Raw genomic sequence first — 17,516 nt, 5'->3', positions numbered from 1 at the left:
GTGAAGCACAACATCATGGTGTAAGTAAAAAGCAAGGTTGAAGTATGACGAGTGTTACACACAGTTTTCTCAGCAAATACTTTCAAGCTTTTTTGAACACCACACTCACCAAAACTTTGAACGAGTCGATCCGCACACTGCAATCCTACCGATTCGTCATCATCGGCTTTTTCGCTTGCATGATTTTCGGTGGATTCGAATTCTTAGAACTATTTTTTACCGAGCCACAGAACGCCAATCTTCAAACCCCTGTTGGCTTTCTCTGCATTTGGTTTGTACGCAATATCTTAAGCAATTGGATTTTGATCGATACAGAGAATGCTCGACTTGAGTGGCAATATCTCTGTTACTTGAGCTATTTTGCATTGCTACCTCTTTTGTCGTCTACTTTGCTTTGGCTGCGTGTGCAGCACCGAGGCTTCCGTGACAATCACTTATTCTCGGTACAATTAATCGCAGGCCTACTCGGCATGTCCGCACTGCTACTAGTGTTAGCGGCTCAGTTCGCAGCTTTTCTTTCGCTACGTCGTGCGCTCGTTTGGTTGGCATTACTGATGCTGGCCTATAGCGGGGTTCATCTATATTACGTCTTTAGCAGTCCGACACTGGCAATACATCATTGGAAAATCGGTGTGTTCTATCTGTTCGCGCAGTTATCGCTTTACGGTATTTGCTTTGCAATAGTCCTTGCACTAAAACGAGACATCAGGCAACGACAGCGATTAAGCGTGGCCTACGCTGAGCTACAGGCAACGCAAGTCATTTTAAGCGATACCGTTCGCGTCACTGAAAGAACAAGAATTGCGCGCGATTTGCATGATATCTTGGGACATCATTTGACAGCCCTTAACCTGCATTTGGACTTGGCACTTCGGCATAGCTCGTTAATGAATTTAGAGACCAGTACAAATTCAGGTAACGACAATACGCTACATCAAACCCTAGTTGTCTCGCGCGAGCTTGCTCGTGACTTGCTTACCGAGGTGCGCGCTGTCGTCAGTAGTGAGAAAAATGACAGAGAAATTAATTTACAAAATGCCCTCACAATTTTGTGCACATCCATACCCACGCCAATAATTGGCTTACATTTTATCACTCCGGACAAGCCCATTCCTGTCCATATCGCGCACAGTATTTTTTGTTGTGTGCGAGAAGCGATTACCAATGCCATTCGCCATGCGAATGCAAAAAACATGAAAATCACCATCAAGCAACACGAACTCAAATTAAGCGTTCAGATTCACGATGATGGACGAGGTTGCGATAGGCTCATTGAAAATAACGGCTTACGAGGTATGCAAGAAAGACTGCGCCTGTGTGGTGGCGAATTCAGACTTGATCATGCTCATAATCAAGGTTTCTATTTGAATATGCTATTTCCCTTAAATGAGTATCACACATGATTCATGTCGCACTAGTCGATGACCAAGCCTTGGTTCGCGGTGGAATTAGTGGCTTACTGAATATGACCGCAGATATTCGAGTTAAGTATGAAGCCAGCGACGGCATCGAAGCACGCGCCTTATTGGCGCTTCCTGCTGAGATTGATTTGCTATTGTTAGATATTCGTATGCCGCGGTGTTCTGGCATTGAATTTTTATTGGCACATGCCAAGCAACTACCGCCCGCGATTTTACTGACAACATTTGACGATGATGAAGTCATGCTAGAAGGAATTCGTGCTGGTGCGAAGGGATTCTTATTAAAGGATATTTCTTTAGAACGCTTGGCAGATGGCATACGTCATGTTGCGCAAGGCGGTAGTTTGTTTCGTCCAGCCCTAACCGAACGTCTGCGTGCCTCTATCTTGAATAGTGCCAATAATTCCCAAATGCTGTCGCTACAACAGATGCGACTCAGTGGGCAAAGTAGCGAGTTGCAAAATGCAAAACTCAGCGAAAGAGAAACGGAAATTCTGGCGTTAATGGCTGCTGGTTTAAGTAATGCCGAAATCGCCAACGCCTTAGCGCTGAGCGAAGGCACGATCAAAAATTATGTGTCGGGCATTTTGAGTAAATTAGATGTCCGCGACCGAATTCGTGCAGTATTGCGTGGTTTGGAATCTGGCTATATTTAGGGAAGCTTATTTGAGAACATGACTTTTGGCACTGTTGCCTCGACAAAGTAGCGCTTAATATGCGAGCACTTTTAATCAACATTATTTCGAGCTACAGAGGTCACCATGACGAATAAATTTATATTGTTCTTATGCACAGCCAGCCTGTGTTTTTCCGCTGAAGTCTTAGCGCAAAAGCCCTACATTGGCATCGCCATTGCAACGCCTGGCGAAGGATCGTGGCAATATGCGCCAGGGAAATTCATTCCAAATACGAAGCATGAGCAATCCAAAAAAATATACGTTGGATTGGATTTCAAAAATCAATTTAGTGTAGAAGCTGGTTATCTAAATTCTGGCTATCAATTTCAACACCCAGAAAAAAATAAATCGTCTGCAGATTTATCGGTCAAGATGTTTTACGCTGCCGGCAAATACAGCATGCCGCTCGGTGATTCTTTTGATGCGTTCGCCAAAATCGGTTTAACACAAATTCATTCTGAATTTAGCGTTGAAAATAGCAATAAAAAATCTTCGCAAGCGATACGCCCACTACTAGGATTCGGCATTGATTTCAAGATGGCAGAGCACTTAGATTTCATTTTAGAATTTGAACGTGACGGAAAAATAAATCACGTGCCACAACAGAAGCTAAGCGCCGGTCTTAAGTGGCGGTTTTAAGCCATATATTCCATTAGGATTTGTAATGATGATGGATGCACTTTTTGAGACAGTTTTGTCGCGAATGAAACATCAGCACACAAATAGCACTAAAGGTGCACCTAATGAAAAATCTGGGTTTAAGCTAATTTCTCGCTCAAAAGCTTTTGCAACACCCCTTGTGAATCAAACGCAGCTCGGCGCAATCGATCACTCACACCTTGCCATTCGCTGGAAAGTGGCAAGGCCTCAACCAAAATAATATCAGCATTGACGTGATCAAGTTCGCGTAGATCAGCGTACAAGTCGTGCGCATAAGAAACAGGGTCATTATTCAATTGACGCCAGGCTTGCAAGCCGCTGGTTTCACGATGCGCTTCATAAGCCATGATGGCGACTCGTTTTCCGGCCGCAAGTAATTGTGCAATCGTATGGTCTAAAGCATCAACTGCGACCAAAGCAACTGGCGTGCTTGGTGCGTAGTGCGCTTCCAAAGTGCCGGATGCGCGCGGTGCTGCTTGATCCGGCGCATTTACAGACATGCCCAGCACCTGCTCTAATTGTGCTGCAGTAATATGCCCCGGGCGCAGCAAGACGGGGCCATGCGTCGTTAAGCGGCTCATATCAACGATGGTGGATTCTATGCCGACATCGCTTTGCCCGCCATCGAGCACTGCCGCTATCATGCCATTTGCTACTTCAGAGGGAAATTCTTCTAAGACGTGTTCGGCTTTAGTTGGACTGACGTGCCCAAATTTATTTGCCGATGGTGCGGCTACGCCGCCCTTACCACCTTTAAAAGCACGCAATAAAGCTTGGGCGACGGGATGTGATGGGCAACGAATGCCGATAGAATCCTGGCCGCCAGAAACCGCATCTGGAATTTGTTCTGCTCGCTTTAAAATCAAAGTCAAAGGACCGGGCCAAAACGCGTCGATTAATGCTTGCGCTGGTGCGGGGATTTCTTTCACCCAGTACGCAATATCAGCCTCCGGTGCGACATGTACAATCACTGGATGATTCGAGGGGCGGCCTTTAGCTTTATAAATATTTGCGACTGCCTCGATATTCTCAGCATCCGCGCCGAGGCCGTACACGGTTTCCGTCGGAAAGCCGACTAATGCGCCCTGCTCTAAAGCACGTGCTGCGGCAAGGATTTGTTCAGAAGAATCCAATCTCAACCTCAGTCTTGATCAAACAGCGATGCCGAGGATTTCACAAGCTTGGCGCATCTCGTCTTGCGCTTGTTCTAATGTGGGTGCGATGAAAGTGATATGCCCCATCTTGCGCGCACGGCGTGCTTCTGCCTTACCGTATAAATGCAAATGCGCTGATGGCAAGGCTAAAACTTTATCCCAAGCTGGCTGACGTTCAGTATTTTGTTCAACATCGTCAAACCAAATATCACCAAGAATATTCAACATCACACAGGGTGAATGCAGACGTACGTCGCCCAAAGGCAAACGCGCCATCGCTCTCACTTGCTGCGCGAACTGACTGGTTACGCAAGCGTCTATCGTGTAATGCCCACTATTATGTGGACGTGGTGCCATTTCATTGACGACGACGGAACCGTCTTGCAAGACAAAAAATTCTATGCAGAGCACACCAACATAATTGATATCAGCAATCAGTTTCAATGCCGCGTTTTGCGTTTTCAAAGCAGCTTCCGCTGAAACATGCGGACTAGGTACCGTGGTCGTGAATAAGATACCATCACGATGCACATTCTCTGCAATCGGATACACGACCGCCTGACCATCTGCACCACGCGCGACCAACACCGAAACTTCATATGCCAGCGGTAACATTTTTTCAAGCACGCAAACTACGCCGTTGAGATTCGCAAAAGCCGCGCGTAACTCTTCTATGGATTTCACGCGCACCTGACCTTTACCGTCATAACCCATGCGCGCAGTTTTCAAAATCCCTGGGAATAAATCTGCACTGACATGATTAAGGTCATCCGCTGTGCGCAAAATCGCATGCGGTGCTGGCAAGATGCCCGTTTGTGGTGCGCAACGAGTGAAGAATGCTTTCTCCTCTATACGGTCTTGTGCAATCGAAACGCAAGCGGCGCTTGGCGCGACAAAACCAGTTTCTGCAAGTTTTGCCAAACTAGCTGCAGGGACGTTTTCAAATTCGGTCGTGAACGAAGAACAAGCGTCTGCGAGTTGCTGCAAGCCAGCCGCATCATCATAGGCGGCTTGAATATGCGCATCCGCAGCATGGGCTGCAGGGCTGCCAGCTTCAGGCTCTAACACCATCACTTGAAAACCCAAAGCCTGCGCTTCGTGCACAAACATGCGTCCTAATTGTCCACCACCGACCATGCCTAACATGCTGGATTTGGTATTTGGAAATTGCGGAGAGTTGTTGATTGATGAAGAGGACATCGTTGGATTTTCCATACTGGTGCGATACAAATTAAATGCGATTTAAAACGAATAAGACTGACACAAAACAGTATCTGGTAGGGTGCGCCATGCGCACCATCGTCAATCAAAAACTAAAATAAAACGGTGCGCATGGCGCACCCTACTTTATTTGCCAAAGTCCTGAAAAATACGAACTCTGAAAAAACATCAAAAGCGCTTGCCCCAGTATTACAAAGGCAAATGCATATCCCGCGCAACTTGTGTTTGCTTGGCGCGGAAGGCTTCTAACTTGGCTGCCATTGCATCGTCAGTCGTCGCTAACATCGCAATCGCTGCCAAGGCTGCATTACCCGCACCCGCTTCACCAATTGCAAAGGTGTTGACCGGTACGCCTTTCGGCATTTGCACGATAGACAGCAATGAATCTTCACCACGCAAATACTTAGATGGCACAGGCACACCAAATACTGGCACGATGGTTTTCGCTGCAATCATGCCTGGCAAATGCGCCGCACCGCCAGCACCAGCGATGATGCCGCGTATGCCACGACTGCGCGCTGTTTCAGCATAGGTGAACATTTCATCTGGCATGCGATGAGCAGAAACAACTTGCGCTTCGAAAGGAATGCCGAATTCTTTCAGCATATTCACTGCATGTTGCATCACATCCCAATCGGATGAAGACCCCATCACGACACCGATGATCGGCGCTGCATTTAATGTTGCGTCACTCATATTACGCCTTCAAACTTTCACCCGTTAAGCGCTCTAAGGCTTCACGGTATTTCGCTGCGGTTTTTTGTACGACTTCATCTGGTAAAGTTGGCGCAGGTGCAGTCTTATTCCACGTCGTAATCGTTTCTAAATAATCGCGTACAAATTGCTTATCGAAGGATGGCGGAGAAATGCCAGTCGCATAAGAATCTGCAGGCCAGAAACGTGAAGAGTCTGCTGTTAAAACTTCATCCATCAAATGCAATACGCCATTGTCATCGAGACCGAATTCAAACTTGGTATCGGCGATGATGATGCCACGTGTCGCTGCATAGTTTGCCGCTTCGGTGTAGAGCTGAATACTGATATCGCGCATCTTGGCAGCGAGTTCTGCGCCTATGCGTTTTTCCATTTCAGCAAAGCTGATGTTTTCATCGTGCTCGCCCATTTCGGCTTTTGCCGCTGGTGTGAAAATCGGAGCGTCCAATTTAGCAGCTTGGGGTAAACCTGCTGGCAATTGGATGCCGCAGATTGCGCCTGTTTCTTGATAGTCTTTCCAGCCTGAGCCAATGATGTAGCCACGCACTACGGCTTCGACCATGATAGGTTTCAAGCGCTTAGCGACCACTGCGCGGCCACGTACTTGCTCTGCTTCATCGGGTGCCACCACAGAAACAGGATCAATCCCTGTCAAATGATTTGGCACAACGTGACCAAGTTTTTCAAACCAGAAATTGGCCATTTGATTGAGCACACGACCTTTATCAGGAATCGCTTCATTCATGATCACGTCAAATGCGGACAAGCGATCGCTCGTCACGATCAACAATTTATCTTCGCCAACGGCATAGTTATCACGGACTTTGCCACGACCTAACAGTGGTAGCGAATGTAAAGTGGAGTTTATTTGCGTAGTCATAATGTGGTCTCAAAAAAAATGCTGAAGGGAGATTCATCAGTTGTTCATCAATACGTAAAACGCATCAACAAACTACCTTTGAAACTCCCCGCGGGGCGCACCACGCGCCCGGTTTACTTCGATCTAAATTCAATCAAGAACGCTTATTTCACAAGCTGCGCCAAAGCACCTGACTTGTATTGCTCTGCAACTTTTTCCAAAGTCAACGGCTTGATCTTCGCGGCTTGACCTTCGCAACCAAATGCCAGGAAGCGTGCTTTGCATACCAATTTCGCGGCTTCGCGTGCTGGCTTCAAGTAATCGCGTGGATCAAACTTGCTTGGATTTTCAAACATGTAGCGACGGATCGCAGCAGTCATTGCCAAACGGATGTCGGTATCGATGTTGATTTTACGTACGCCGTTTTGGATACCAATCACGATTTCTTCGACTGGCACGCCATAGGTTTCTTTCATGTCGCCACCGAATTGACGAATTTCTTCGAGCAATTCCTGTGGTACAGAAGAGGAACCGTGCATGACCAAATGCGTGTTAGGAATACGTGTGTGAATTTCTTTGATGCGGTCTATCGCCAAGATATCGCCAGTAGGTTTGCGAGAGAATTTATACGCACCGTGTGAAGTACCAATCGCAATCGCCAAAGCATCGCACTGAGTTTGTTTGACGAAGTCTGCCGCCTGATCAACGTCTGTCAACAACTGTTCACGCGTCATCTTGCCATCTGCACCGTGACCGTCTTCTTTGTCGCCCATCATGGTTTCCAAGGAACCCAATACGCCGAGTTCTGCTTCTACCGTTACACCGATAGAGTGAGAAAATTTCACCACTTCTTTTGATACAGCAACGTTATATTCGTAGCTAGCGACAGACTTACCGTCTTCCATCAAGGAACCGTCCATCATCACGGAAGTAAAACCAGACTTGATCGCCGCCATACAAACCGCTGGCGACTGACCGTGATCTTGATGCATAACAACTGGGATATGCGGATACGCTTCCACCGCAGCAGAAATCAAGTGACGCAAGAAAGCTTCACCAGCGTATTTACGTGCGCCAGCAGAAGCTTGCATAATCACCGGCGCGCCGACTTCATTCGCCGCTTCCATGATCGCTGTTACTTGTTCCAAATTGTTCACATTAAACGCTGGAATACCATACGCATTTTCAGCAGCATGGTCCAACAATTGACGCATAGATACGAGAGACATAGTTTTTACTCCAAATAAAAAAATCTTCTTTTGAGACACTGATTAAGCTACTGCGCGGGCAGATTTTGAATCTGCGATGCTCACCGTACTTAAGTACGGTTGCGCTTCTTAATTCAAACTTTGCCCGCTCGCTACGCTTACTCAGCGCCTCAACAAGCTTGTGGCTTTGGGACTTTACGAATTTTGAATCGTTTTCAAATTACATACATTTTTATGAAGCCTCTAGAAATTCAATTTTAGGGATGCAGTGCTAGGCGCAAAACGCAGCAATACTTTAGTATTGCGAGGCTTTGCAACGACGCAATGCGCCCTACAATTGGATTTATAGCGGCTTCATTCGCCGATCTTCACTATCCGCATTGCATTGGTGCCACCGACTTTACCCATTTGCTCGCCCCAAGTCGCGACGATCAAATCGCCTTTCTTCACCGCACCTTTATCGAGCAGGACATTCTCTGCTTCTTTCAACACCAAATCACGGTCTGGGTTGTATGGCAATTTAAATGTCTGCACATTGCGGTACAAAGCGGCTTTACGCATCGTTGCAACACTTGGCGTCAACGCAAACAAAGGCACGTCAATACTTTGGCGGCTCATCCACAAAGCTGTCGAACCAGATTCCGTCAAGGCAGCGATCGCTTGCACGCGCAAATGATGTGCCGTAAATAAAGCACCGTAGGCTATGGATTGGTCGATACGGGTAAATTGCAAATTCAAAAAATCTGCATCTAATTTGCACTCTTGGAACTTCTCAGCTTCCAAGCAAATCGCTGCCATGGTTTCTACCGTTTCGATAGGATATTTACCGGACGCTGTTTCTGCCGACAACATCACTGCATCGGTGCCATCCAACACCGCGTTCGCAACGTCGGAAACTTCAGCACGGGTTGGCACAGCGTTCACAATCATGGACTCCATCATTTGGGTCGCTGTAATTGCCAATTTATTCGATGCGCGTGCCATTTTGATCATGCGTTTTTGCAAAGCGGGAACGGCGGCATTACCAACTTCCACCGCCAAGTCACCACGAGCAACCATAATGCCATCTGAAGCATCGAGAATTTCTTGTAATGCTGGGATCGCTTCCGCACGCTCTATCTTCGCGATCAACATCGGTTTATGGTTGTATGGTTCGCCTGCGATATTCGCGAGTTGACGCGCCATTTCCATATCAGTGGCGTTTTTCGGGAACGAAATTGCCAGATAATCGGCTTGAAAAGACATCGCCGTTTTGATGTCTTCCATATCTTTCGCTGTCAATGCCGGCGCAGTTAAGCCACCACCTTGACGATTGATGCCCTTATTATTCGACAGCTCACCACCAATTTTGACCGTGGTGTGAATCTCATTACCAATGACTTTATCAACGATCAAAACGATCAAGCCATCATTCAACAACAACACGTCTTTTGGCTTCACATCACGTGGCAAGGCTTTGTAATCAAGACCAACACGTTCTTGATTCCCTAATGTGCAATCCGCATCCAGAATAAATTTATCGCCGTTTTCGATTTGAATCTTGCTGTTTTCAAACTTACCAATACGGATTTTTGGACCTTGCATATCCGCCATAATCGCGATTTCAATACCGCAAACCTCGGCGGCTTGGCGCACCAAATTTGCGCGATCAATATGGTCCTGTGCTTTGCCGTGTGAAAAGTTTAAACGCACTACATTCACACCAGCTTTCAACATACTCACTAAAGTATCCAAATCATTGGATGCCGGGCCTACTGTCGCTACAATTTTGGTTCCGCGTAACATTGAATCTCCTGATGGATAATTTTTACAAGGTCGGGCTTAAACTAAAAATCTTTTTTGCCGCAAAGGCGCAGATTACTGAGCAGCTCTTTGCAACAAAATTTCTACCGCTGGCAATGTCTTACCTTCCAAGAATTCCAAGAAAGCGCCACCACCAGTCGAGATATAACCAATTTTTTCTGTGATGTTGTACTTGGCAATCGCTGCTAAAGTATCGCCGCCACCAGCAATGGAGAAACCATTGGAATCCGCAATGGCTTCAGCCAAAACTTTGGTGCCATTACCGAATTGATCAAATTCGAACACACCAACTGGGCCGTTCCAAACGATGGTGCCAGCTTGACGGATTTGTGCAGCTAACACTTGCGCTGTCTCTGGGCCGATATCGAGAATCATGTCATCGTCTTGCACATCTGCAACGGCTTTGACTGTAGCGACAGCCGTTGGAGAGAATTCCTTCGCGCACACAACATCCGTTGGAATAGGCACAATCGCGCCGCGCGCTGCCATCATGTCCATGATGGCTTTTGCTTCGCCAACCAAATCGGCTTCCGCCAAAGATTTACCGATCTTCAAACCAGCGGCCAACATGAAGGTATTCGCGATACCACCGCCAACGATGAGTTGATCAACTTTTTCTGCCAGCGATTTCAAGATCGTTAATTTACTCGATACTTTAGAGCCCGCCACAATCGCGGACAATGGACGCGCCGGATGGCCGAGTGCTTTACCTAAAGCATCCAGTTCAGCAGAGAGCAAAGGACCAGCACAAACGATAGGTGCATATTTCGCGATGCCGTGAGTTGTGGCCTCAGCGCGATGCGCAGTACCGAAGGCATCATTGACGTAGATGTCGCACAGCTTTGCCATTTTTTGCGCAAGTGCGTCATCGTTCTTTTTCTCGCCTTTGTTGACACGGCAGTTTTCCAACAAGACGACCTGACCTGCAGCAACTTCAACGCCATCGACCCAGTTTTGTTTGAGTTCAACCGTCACACCTAACAACTCTGACAAGCGTTTAGCAACTGGTGCCAAAGAGTCTTCTGGCTTAAATTCACCTTCAGTCGGACGGCCCAAATGTGATGTCACCATCACTGCTGCACCTGCTTGTAAAGCTTGTTGAATCGCTGGCACAGAAGCGCGGATACGCGTGTCTTCCGTAATATTGCCAGCATCATCTTGCGGAACATTCAAATCTGCACGAATAAAGACACGTTGAGCTTGGAGTTTATTAGCAGCGATGAGATCGCTCAGACGATTAAATTGCATAGCAGGACCAGTTAAGATGAGAAGGAATTAAATCGAGATGTAAAACTCCGAATTTCCAATGCCGCTTGCACTTCACACAATAAACATCCGCGTTGGCAAACTAGGAATTTCGGGATTTTTTAAATTAATCGCGTATTTTACCAAATCAGCAGCCCGAATCACGATTTTTCTCGCCCTTCTGGCATTTTATGCAATATAAGAATTTGTCTCTCAGATCAAAAATAGAGACGAATCAAAGTAAATACACCCATACCAAAAATAATAGTTAAGAGCATATCTTTTTTCCAAAGATAAAATAGAGAAGCGGCGACACCAGCAATCAACTTGGGATTATGCCAACTGGTAACAATTTGATTATCGTTAATAAAAAAATCCGGCACAACAATCGCTGCTAATGCGCAACTTGGCGCATATCGCAAAGCCTCTTGCACGCGCTTGGGTAAATTGATGTGGTGACCAACCACCCAAAATGCACTACGATCAATCACCGTTGCAACTGTCAACAGAATGATCACAATCCAAATTTCTAAATCACTCATCGCGCTTCTCCTGTCGTTCTAATCCGGAAGCACTAGCCTCAGGCGTTACAGCGACATCCATATGCTCTTCTATCCACATTGAAACCGCCATACCAATCAACACAGCAAGTAACAAACCTAATTTATACGGCAAATCATGAGCAGCAACAGCCACCGCACCAGCTACGACCACACCGATAAAGCCAGGGCGATTACGCATTAATGGCAACAAAATGCAAAGAATCGCCAAAGTACCTGCAAAGCCCAGACCCCAATGCGTCGGTACTTGGCTACCTGCCAAGATTCCTAAAATGGAACCGACCTGCCAAACTATCCAATTGGGCACCACTAAACCATGCAAATACAGCACCTGATCACGTTCTTCCGCAGGCGTTTGCCACATAGTTGGAAATCGTTGCATGAACAAAGCAACGGTTAAATCACCAGTCAAAAATCCTAATAAAGTGCGACGCAACCACGGCAGATGCGCAAAGCGTGGCGCGATCAATGCTGACATGATCAAAAAGCGCAAGTTGACAATTAATGCGGTAGCGAATATCACCCAAATCGGCGCATTCGCAACGATCAGTGGCAATGCTGCCAATTGCGCAGAACCAGCAAACACCAGCAAAGTCATGCCCAGCGCTTGCGGTAAACTCAAACCAGCCTTGATCATCGCAACCCCAACTACCATGCCCCAAGCACCCATACCAAACAAGGATGGTGCGCAAGCCCTAAAACCTTCACGGTAAATAGGTGAATTCCAATCTTTTAACATAATAAGAAACGCAAATGCGGCTGAAGAAAAACAGTGGGGAGCGAATAGTTGCAGGCAAACGCTGCAAGGTAGATATTGTAACGCGATGGACAAATGCTTGCTCAAACTCAAAGCAAATCAAACCGCAGCAGGCAATCGCTCAACGCAAACCTGATGAAATCCTTTAAAATCATGCGCTAAAGTAAATTCACTCTTTGAGGAGCAAAACATGTCTAATAAACCATCAACACCAGCGGTCGAATTGCAAGCAAGCGACTTACCAGCACACTGCCCTAATCCTGCAATGCCTTTATGGTCATCACACCCTCGCGTTTACTTGGATTTGTCCCATGGTGATTCCGCAACATGTTCCTACTGCGGCACGGTTTATAAGTTAGCACCAGGAACTGTATTAAAAGCACATTAATTTGCGGCGAACCTAACATCAAGCGCCTCACAGAAAGTATCCATGCCCGCCAAGAAGCAACTCAATGGTAGTGCCGATGAAGTCGAAATCGCCTTCTACGATGCAATTGCACGCGGCGATCTCGACGGCATGATGGCGCTCTGGGCAGAAGATGAAGAAATTGTTTGCGTTCATCCAAACTCATCTCGCTTAATCGGCCATGCGGATATCCGCGCGTCATGGGAAGCGATCTTCGAAAACGGTAGTGTGCACATTCATACGCGTCAATTGCACACGATGCATAATTTGCTGACAGCCGTGCATAGCTTGATCGAAGAATTCCACCCGAAAGATCAGATCGCCCAAGACGTGCATATCATTGCCACCAATGTCTATGTCAAAACGCCGCGTGGCTGGCGCATTGCCATGCATCACGCTTCCGTCGCTGCCGGGCCCGCACCTGTCGACCTATCCAAAGGCGACGTTTTACACTGATGCATTATTCTTCCCCTTGGTGGCTAACTGGCGGCCATGCACAAACAATTTATCCAGCGACCTTAATGCAAAAACCTGAAGTAGCACTCAGGCGCGAACGCTGGATCACACCAGATCAGGATTTTATCGACATCGATTTTCTCGATGGCGAAGCGGGCAAGCCCTTTCTGGTGTTGTTTCATGGTTTAGAAGGCTCCAGCAATAGCCACTATGCACGTGCTTTGATGCACCAGCTCAAAGCACTTGGCTGGTCAGGTGCCGTGCCCCACTTCCGTGGCTGCTCAGGCGAGCCGAATCAAGCACCGCGTTTTTATCATTCTGGCGATGCGCAAGAAATCAACTGGATCATCCGTCGCTTGCATAGCGAATTTAAAGCAGCGAATCCGCAAGCCAAGTTTTTTGCCAGTGGCGTTTCCTTAGGCGGCAATGCCTTGCTACGTTGGTTAGGTGAATCGCAATCAAGCGCCAGCATCGTCGATGCAGCTTGTGCAGTTTCCGCTCCGCTAGATCTGACCAATAGCGGTGCCACTTTATCGCGTGGCTTTAATCACATTTATACAAAAAATTTCTTACAGACTTTAAAGCCAAAATGTCTGCATAAGCTCACGCAATTCCCCAAGCTATTTGATCGCGAGCGCATGCTCAGTGCAAAAAACTTATACGAGTTCGACAATGTCGTGACCGCACCTTTGCACGGCTATCGCGATGTCGATGACTATTGGCATCGTGCCAGTGCGTGTTTGGTATTAAATGATATTCAGGTGCCGACCTTGGTGTTGAACGCGCAAAATGACCCGTTTATGCCAGCGCAATTTTTACCCAAAGTCGCATCAACTTATGTCACACTCGACTACCCACAACACGGTGGTCACGTGGGCTTTGCGCAGGGAAGCTTCCCAGGCAAGTTAGATTGGTTACCTGAAAAAATCATCACTCACCTTCAAGCATATGGATGACATCGTTGCAGCCGCCATGGCCAAATGGCCAAATGTACCGCATTGCTACGGCTGGTTAGCACTCGATGCACGCGGCAATTGGCGTATGCGCGACGAACGCGCACAAGCTTTGAACTTGGCAGGCGATATTATTCGCAACCCCACATTGCAAGGTTTTATCAATCGCAATTATCTGTGCGATGGTAATGGCAATTGGTACTTTCAAAATGGCCCGCAAAAAGTCTATGTCGATTTAGCAGCAACGCCTTATATCGCTCAGATTTTGCCTGACAATCAATGGCGCTTACATACCGGACAAATCATGCCCGCAGCGACACGCGTCTGGATTTTGGATGATGGGAATATTGTTTGTCTGGCCGACCAATTTCTATCTCAACTTGACGATAGAGATATCGCTTTATTTCTAGAGACACTCACAGAAAATCAGTTGCCCTTGAGTGAGACTCGCTTACTTGAATTCATGGAAGCATCAGCGGAAGCGGTTTCAGAATTCACCATCTCTGCGCGGATAAGAGATCAGGAAGTTCGTTTAGAAAAAAGTGATTTAATCAGCTTGATGTTAGAGGTTGCTTATTGTCAGCAACCTCGCTTGCCTGAGAATAATTGACAATAATAAGTAAGGTGCAATAGCCAAAGGCGTATTGCACCGACCGAAGATTGTTCGATCAACGGCAAAGCAATTTATTTATCGAACAAAAAAGCGAAGAAAATCATTGGCCCCCATAATCAAGCTTCATACGGCGCTACGATGTGATTGCGTCTTACCGGGTTGAAGAGCGTTTGCTCGCGTTTATGGAAGCGCCTACCGGAAGTGTATCACCATTCAAGATCATTGCGCGAATAGGTTGGCAGGAAATGGCTTTGCAAAAGGCGGATTTGGTTAGCTTGCTAAACGACACTGGCTGTTGCCAACGGCCGCTGCAAACCGGACTTCCGCAGCCCTCGGCTTGAAGTTTCCTTGGGTTTAATCGTTATCGTTCCGGCTGCGTTGTTTGTCAGTATTTCTATGAATCAGATTTGTACAATCAATTTTTATCGCTTGAATTAAGCCGCCCTGATGCGGGTTCGGCGTCAATGGATTCGTAAACCGCACGCCGACCAAAGTTGGTGCTAAATGCCCAGTAAGCCCAGAAACATATAACCAGTCCAAGCCAAAGAAAGGCGACCTTGAAGCAACTCGCCGCGAAAGCAATGTAGGGAAACGAATTAGCAGGGCTCTCCCCAAGCAAACGTGGCAACACCTCGGCATGCCAAAACGACATATACGTATCTACACCAAGCCACAGCGGGATTAACCAACCCGCAGAAATGATTGCGACCACTATTGAGAAAAGCCTGTGTTGTTTCATAACGGCCTAACGAAGTCCGATGGCGATAAATGGAGCGAACTTGAGTATTTAGTTGAACACTTTATTTCCAAAATTGCCACCACTTCTTTTCAATATAAAATGTTCTACCCACATTTATCTCGCCCTCTGGGAACTGTTGCACTGATATTAATTTACTGACCTGAACGACAAGCGGTTCGCTGTCAGGATTTTGAATTTCTTCGGCTAACCCATTAATCGAAATATCAATGGCTTTATCTTGAGCCTCTTCTACGTTTTCAGCTTCCACGTAAACTGTTTGATAATAACCAAAGGATTTAATTTTTCCAGAGTCCTTTAACCAAAAATTGGTTCCATTAAGTAACGCTTGATATTTCTGCACGAACTTCCCATTTCATCGGCACAAAACTCTTAAAAAATACATAATGATAAATATGCATTTCACCAAACACTTTGGCAATGCTAACGGCGCTATCCTACTTCCCCTTCTTCTCTTCTTCCATTTCCTCTTTACGCTTTTCTTTCCACTCCCGCTCACGCGCGTCAATCACCGACAAGTCGTAATACTTCACATCGGGATCAAGGCGGGCGATTTCTAACTGTGCTAGCGCGGCAGGTAATGCACCTTCTAAGGCATAGGCTTCGGCCAAGGCGATATGTTGTAGTGCTTGCTTGCCTTCTGCTGCATAGGCTTTGGCTAATAAGTGCTGTAACTTTGCCTCACGACGGTACAGGCTAATTTGGTCACGCAGAAATGCTTCGGCTTCTTTGTAGCTTTTTGCTTCGATCAATACTTCGGCATATTGATGTGCTAAACCACGCGCTAAGGGTAGATCACGCAATGCAATTTTTGCTTTGGCAACCGCTAAATCTGGGCGCTTTTTACCCATTTCAATATCGATCGCCAAACTCGCAAAAGCACTGGTTTCTTTTAGCCATTTCTTTTGATTTGGCAATTGCGCGATTTGTGCCGTTAAGGCATCCAAGAGCTTTTCAGCTTTTAGAAAATCATTTTTCTTATAGGCGACAAAAGCCAAACCATATTGGCCGCTCAAGCGACTTTCCTCGTTTCCATTTTTGATTTGATTGTCAAATGCGACGGTCGCATCCATCAAGCCTTGCGCTTTACTGTCTTGCAAAACGCGCACGCGGGCTTGCGTTAAATAAAAATCTAAACCATCGACACGCTGACGATAACGTTCACCGAACAAACGTCCTTGAATATCGGCCATCCTTTCGCCGGTGAGCGGATGACTGCGTAAATAAGACAAGCCATTATCTGTGTAGTTACGCGATGCATGTTGCATGCGTCCGAAAAAAGCTAGCATACCCGCAGTATCGTAACCACCGTCTTTTAAGATCTGAAAACCGATACGATCAGCCTCGCGCTCAGCATCTCTACTAAAACTTAATTGCCTTTGTATCGCCAAACCTTGTCCACCCATGACCATTGCCATCGCTGCATCTGGACTAGAACGTGCCGCCAACGCCGCTAAAATAATCGCGGCGATTGGAATTAAATAATCATTTTTTTGGTTACCCAACATACGGGCAATATGCCTCTGTGAGACGTGACCAATTTCATGCCCCATAACGGACGCTAATTCAGACTCAGACTGCGCTGCCAGAATCAATCCAGTATGAAAACCCAAGAAACCACCAGGGAAGGCAAACGCATTCAAGACTGGATCACGTACCGCAAAAAACTCAAATTCATAGAACTCTTCGCCACGCGCATCTGGACGCTTATCTAATAAAGAATTGCCCAGCTTGGTTAAATATTCAATGACCGGGCCATCTTCCAAATAATCAGGATCGCGCCTGACGCTACTCATAATTTGCTCACCAATCTTACGTTCCATGATAGGCGACAGATCGCCACGAGCGGCATCGCCTAAGGTGGGCAAGCTTTGATTTTTAGGAACGCTTTGTGTCGTACTTGAAGGTGTCGAAGGAACGGTGGAGATTGTTCCTGTTTGCGCATATCCCCATGGTGACAAGACAAATGAACAGCCAAAACTCAGTGAGAGTGTGAGCTGGATCAACTTAAAACGAAATTGCGGGAATTCTTTTTTCACGATGATATGATCA

At 46.7% G+C, this 17,516-nt stretch carries 18 protein-coding genes; 7 read left to right on the top strand and 11 right to left on the bottom strand.

What is annotated here, in order from left to right:
• The first annotated feature begins 44 nt into the window (after positions 1-44).
• The 3 genes from H8K33_RS08965 to H8K33_RS08955 all read left to right on the top strand — a co-directional run bounded on the left by H8K33_RS08965 (position 45) and on the right by H8K33_RS08955 (position 2,737).
• On the top strand, positions 45-1,403 hold the full coding sequence (locus H8K33_RS08965; RefSeq protein ID WP_186890679.1) for a sensor histidine kinase: 1,359 nt from the start codon (positions 45-47) through the stop codon (positions 1,401-1,403).
• Positions 1,400-2,077, top strand: coding sequence for a response regulator (locus tag H8K33_RS08960; protein WP_186890678.1), 678 nt, complete (start codon positions 1,400-1,402; stop codon positions 2,075-2,077). The genes H8K33_RS08965 and H8K33_RS08960 overlap by 4 nt, the downstream gene beginning before the upstream one ends.
• 105 nt (positions 2,078-2,182) lie before the next feature.
• Entirely contained in the window at positions 2,183-2,737 is a 555-nt protein-coding gene (locus tag H8K33_RS08955) for a porin family protein (protein ID WP_186890677.1), read from the top strand.
• Between the two features lie 119 nt (positions 2,738-2,856).
• On the opposite strand, the gene H8K33_RS08950 is transcribed toward H8K33_RS08955, so the two are convergent.
• The 9 genes from H8K33_RS08950 to H8K33_RS08910 all read right to left on the bottom strand — a co-directional run bounded on the left by H8K33_RS08950 (position 2,857) and on the right by H8K33_RS08910 (position 12,261).
• A complete protein-coding gene (locus tag H8K33_RS08950) occupies positions 2,857-3,891 on the bottom strand; it encodes an L-threonylcarbamoyladenylate synthase (protein WP_246443466.1) in 1,035 nt (344 codons plus the stop codon).
• A gap of 18 nt (positions 3,892-3,909) precedes the next feature.
• Positions 3,910-5,112: a 5-(carboxyamino)imidazole ribonucleotide synthase gene (locus H8K33_RS08945; RefSeq protein WP_186890676.1), complete on the bottom strand. Its 1,203-nt coding sequence runs from the start codon at positions 5,110-5,112 to the stop codon at positions 3,910-3,912.
• Positions 5,113-5,322: 210 nt separating this feature from the next.
• Positions 5,323-5,829: a 5-(carboxyamino)imidazole ribonucleotide mutase gene (gene purE / locus H8K33_RS08940; protein WP_186890675.1), complete on the bottom strand. Its 507-nt coding sequence runs from the start codon at positions 5,827-5,829 to the stop codon at positions 5,323-5,325.
• Position 5,830: 1 nt separating this feature from the next.
• Positions 5,831-6,727, bottom strand: a complete 897-nt coding sequence (locus tag H8K33_RS08935) for a phosphoribosylaminoimidazolesuccinocarboxamide synthase (protein ID WP_186890674.1) — start codon at positions 6,725-6,727, stop codon at positions 5,831-5,833.
• A gap of 143 nt (positions 6,728-6,870) precedes the next feature.
• A complete protein-coding gene (gene fba, locus H8K33_RS08930; protein ID WP_186890673.1) occupies positions 6,871-7,935 on the bottom strand; it encodes a class II fructose-bisphosphate aldolase in 1,065 nt (354 codons plus the stop codon).
• A 333-nt stretch (positions 7,936-8,268) separates the two neighbouring features.
• Positions 8,269-9,699, bottom strand: a complete 1,431-nt coding sequence (gene pyk, locus H8K33_RS08925; protein ID WP_186890672.1) for a pyruvate kinase — start codon at positions 9,697-9,699, stop codon at positions 8,269-8,271.
• A 72-nt stretch (positions 9,700-9,771) separates the two neighbouring features.
• Positions 9,772-10,965, bottom strand: a complete 1,194-nt coding sequence (locus tag H8K33_RS08920) for a phosphoglycerate kinase (protein WP_186890671.1) — start codon at positions 10,963-10,965, stop codon at positions 9,772-9,774.
• Between the two features lie 215 nt (positions 10,966-11,180).
• Positions 11,181-11,504: an AzlD domain-containing protein gene (locus H8K33_RS08915; RefSeq protein WP_186890670.1), complete on the bottom strand. Its 324-nt coding sequence runs from the start codon at positions 11,502-11,504 to the stop codon at positions 11,181-11,183.
• The gene (locus H8K33_RS08910; protein WP_186890669.1) at positions 11,497-12,261 is read right to left on the bottom strand and encodes an AzlC family ABC transporter permease; all 765 of its coding nucleotides are present in this window, start codon (positions 12,259-12,261) and stop codon (positions 11,497-11,499) included. The genes H8K33_RS08915 and H8K33_RS08910 overlap by 8 nt, the downstream gene beginning before the upstream one ends.
• A gap of 208 nt (positions 12,262-12,469) precedes the next feature.
• Here H8K33_RS08910 and H8K33_RS08905 point away from each other — a divergent pair, with 208 nt between their 5' ends.
• The 4 genes from H8K33_RS08905 to H8K33_RS08890 are packed head-to-tail and all read left to right on the top strand — an operon-like array spanning position 12,470 to position 14,704.
• A complete protein-coding gene (locus tag H8K33_RS08905) occupies positions 12,470-12,667 on the top strand; it encodes a zinc-finger domain-containing protein (RefSeq protein WP_186890668.1) in 198 nt (65 codons plus the stop codon).
• A 42-nt stretch (positions 12,668-12,709) separates the two neighbouring features.
• On the top strand, positions 12,710-13,141 hold the full coding sequence (locus H8K33_RS08900) for a YybH family protein (protein WP_186890667.1): 432 nt from the start codon (positions 12,710-12,712) through the stop codon (positions 13,139-13,141).
• Positions 13,141-14,097 carry a YheT family hydrolase gene (locus tag H8K33_RS08895; RefSeq protein ID WP_186890666.1) on the top strand — a complete coding sequence of 319 codons (957 nt, stop codon included), beginning with the start codon at positions 13,141-13,143 and terminating at the stop codon, positions 14,095-14,097. The genes H8K33_RS08900 and H8K33_RS08895 overlap by 1 nt, the downstream gene beginning before the upstream one ends.
• A 16-nt stretch (positions 14,098-14,113) precedes the next feature.
• Positions 14,114-14,704, top strand: a complete 591-nt coding sequence (locus tag H8K33_RS08890) for a DUF2946 family protein (protein ID WP_246443463.1) — start codon at positions 14,114-14,116, stop codon at positions 14,702-14,704.
• An 803-nt stretch (positions 14,705-15,507) separates the two neighbouring features.
• Here H8K33_RS08890 and H8K33_RS08885 read toward each other — a convergent pair.
• On the bottom strand, positions 15,508-15,807 hold the full coding sequence (locus H8K33_RS08885; protein ID WP_186890664.1) for a hypothetical protein: 300 nt from the start codon (positions 15,805-15,807) through the stop codon (positions 15,508-15,510).
• Positions 15,808-15,901: 94 nt separating this feature from the next.
• Positions 15,902-17,503, bottom strand: coding sequence for a M48 family metalloprotease (locus tag H8K33_RS08880; RefSeq protein ID WP_343043797.1), 1,602 nt, complete (start codon positions 17,501-17,503; stop codon positions 15,902-15,904).
• Positions 17,504-17,516: the final 13 nt, after the last annotated feature.

This window comes from Affinundibacterium amnicola, assembly GCF_014284275.1.
Taxonomy (GTDB): Bacteria; Pseudomonadota; Gammaproteobacteria; order Burkholderiales; family Burkholderiaceae_D; genus Undibacterium; species Undibacterium amnicola.
The sequence above is the reverse complement of the archived record's forward strand: the minus strand, read 5'-3'. Positions and strand labels throughout refer to the sequence as shown.

What these genes read in the sequence shown, in the direction of transcription:
- H8K33_RS08965 (WP_186890679.1), top strand. Translation starts at nt 45, where the DNA reads ATGACGAGTGTTACACACAGTTTTCTCAGCAAATACTTTCAAGCTTTT.
- H8K33_RS08960 (WP_186890678.1), top strand. Translation starts at nt 1,400, where the DNA reads ATGATTCATGTCGCACTAGTCGATGACCAAGCCTTGGTTCGCGGTGGA.
- H8K33_RS08955 (WP_186890677.1), top strand. Translation starts at nt 2,183, where the DNA reads ATGACGAATAAATTTATATTGTTCTTATGCACAGCCAGCCTGTGTTTT.
- H8K33_RS08945 (WP_186890676.1), bottom strand. Translation starts at nt 5,112, where the DNA reads ATGTCCTCTTCATCAATCAACAACTCTCCGCAATTTCCAAATACCAAA.
- purE (WP_186890675.1), bottom strand. Translation starts at nt 5,829, where the DNA reads ATGAGTGACGCAACATTAAATGCAGCGCCGATCATCGGTGTCGTGATG.
- H8K33_RS08935 (WP_186890674.1), bottom strand. Translation starts at nt 6,727, where the DNA reads ATGACTACGCAAATAAACTCCACTTTACATTCGCTACCACTGTTAGGT.
- fba (WP_186890673.1), bottom strand. Translation starts at nt 7,935, where the DNA reads ATGTCTCTCGTATCTATGCGTCAATTGTTGGACCATGCTGCTGAAAAT.
- pyk (WP_186890672.1), bottom strand. Translation starts at nt 9,699, where the DNA reads ATGTTACGCGGAACCAAAATTGTAGCGACAGTAGGCCCGGCATCCAAT.
- H8K33_RS08920 (WP_186890671.1), bottom strand. Translation starts at nt 10,965, where the DNA reads ATGCAATTTAATCGTCTGAGCGATCTCATCGCTGCTAATAAACTCCAA.
- H8K33_RS08915 (WP_186890670.1), bottom strand. Translation starts at nt 11,504, where the DNA reads ATGAGTGATTTAGAAATTTGGATTGTGATCATTCTGTTGACAGTTGCA.
- H8K33_RS08910 (WP_186890669.1), bottom strand. Translation starts at nt 12,261, where the DNA reads ATGTTAAAAGATTGGAATTCACCTATTTACCGTGAAGGTTTTAGGGCT.
- H8K33_RS08905 (WP_186890668.1), top strand. Translation starts at nt 12,470, where the DNA reads ATGTCTAATAAACCATCAACACCAGCGGTCGAATTGCAAGCAAGCGAC.
- H8K33_RS08900 (WP_186890667.1), top strand. Translation starts at nt 12,710, where the DNA reads ATGCCCGCCAAGAAGCAACTCAATGGTAGTGCCGATGAAGTCGAAATC.
- H8K33_RS08895 (WP_186890666.1), top strand. Translation starts at nt 13,141, where the DNA reads ATGCATTATTCTTCCCCTTGGTGGCTAACTGGCGGCCATGCACAAACA.
- H8K33_RS08890 (WP_246443463.1), top strand. Translation starts at nt 14,114, where the DNA reads ATGGCCAAATGGCCAAATGTACCGCATTGCTACGGCTGGTTAGCACTC.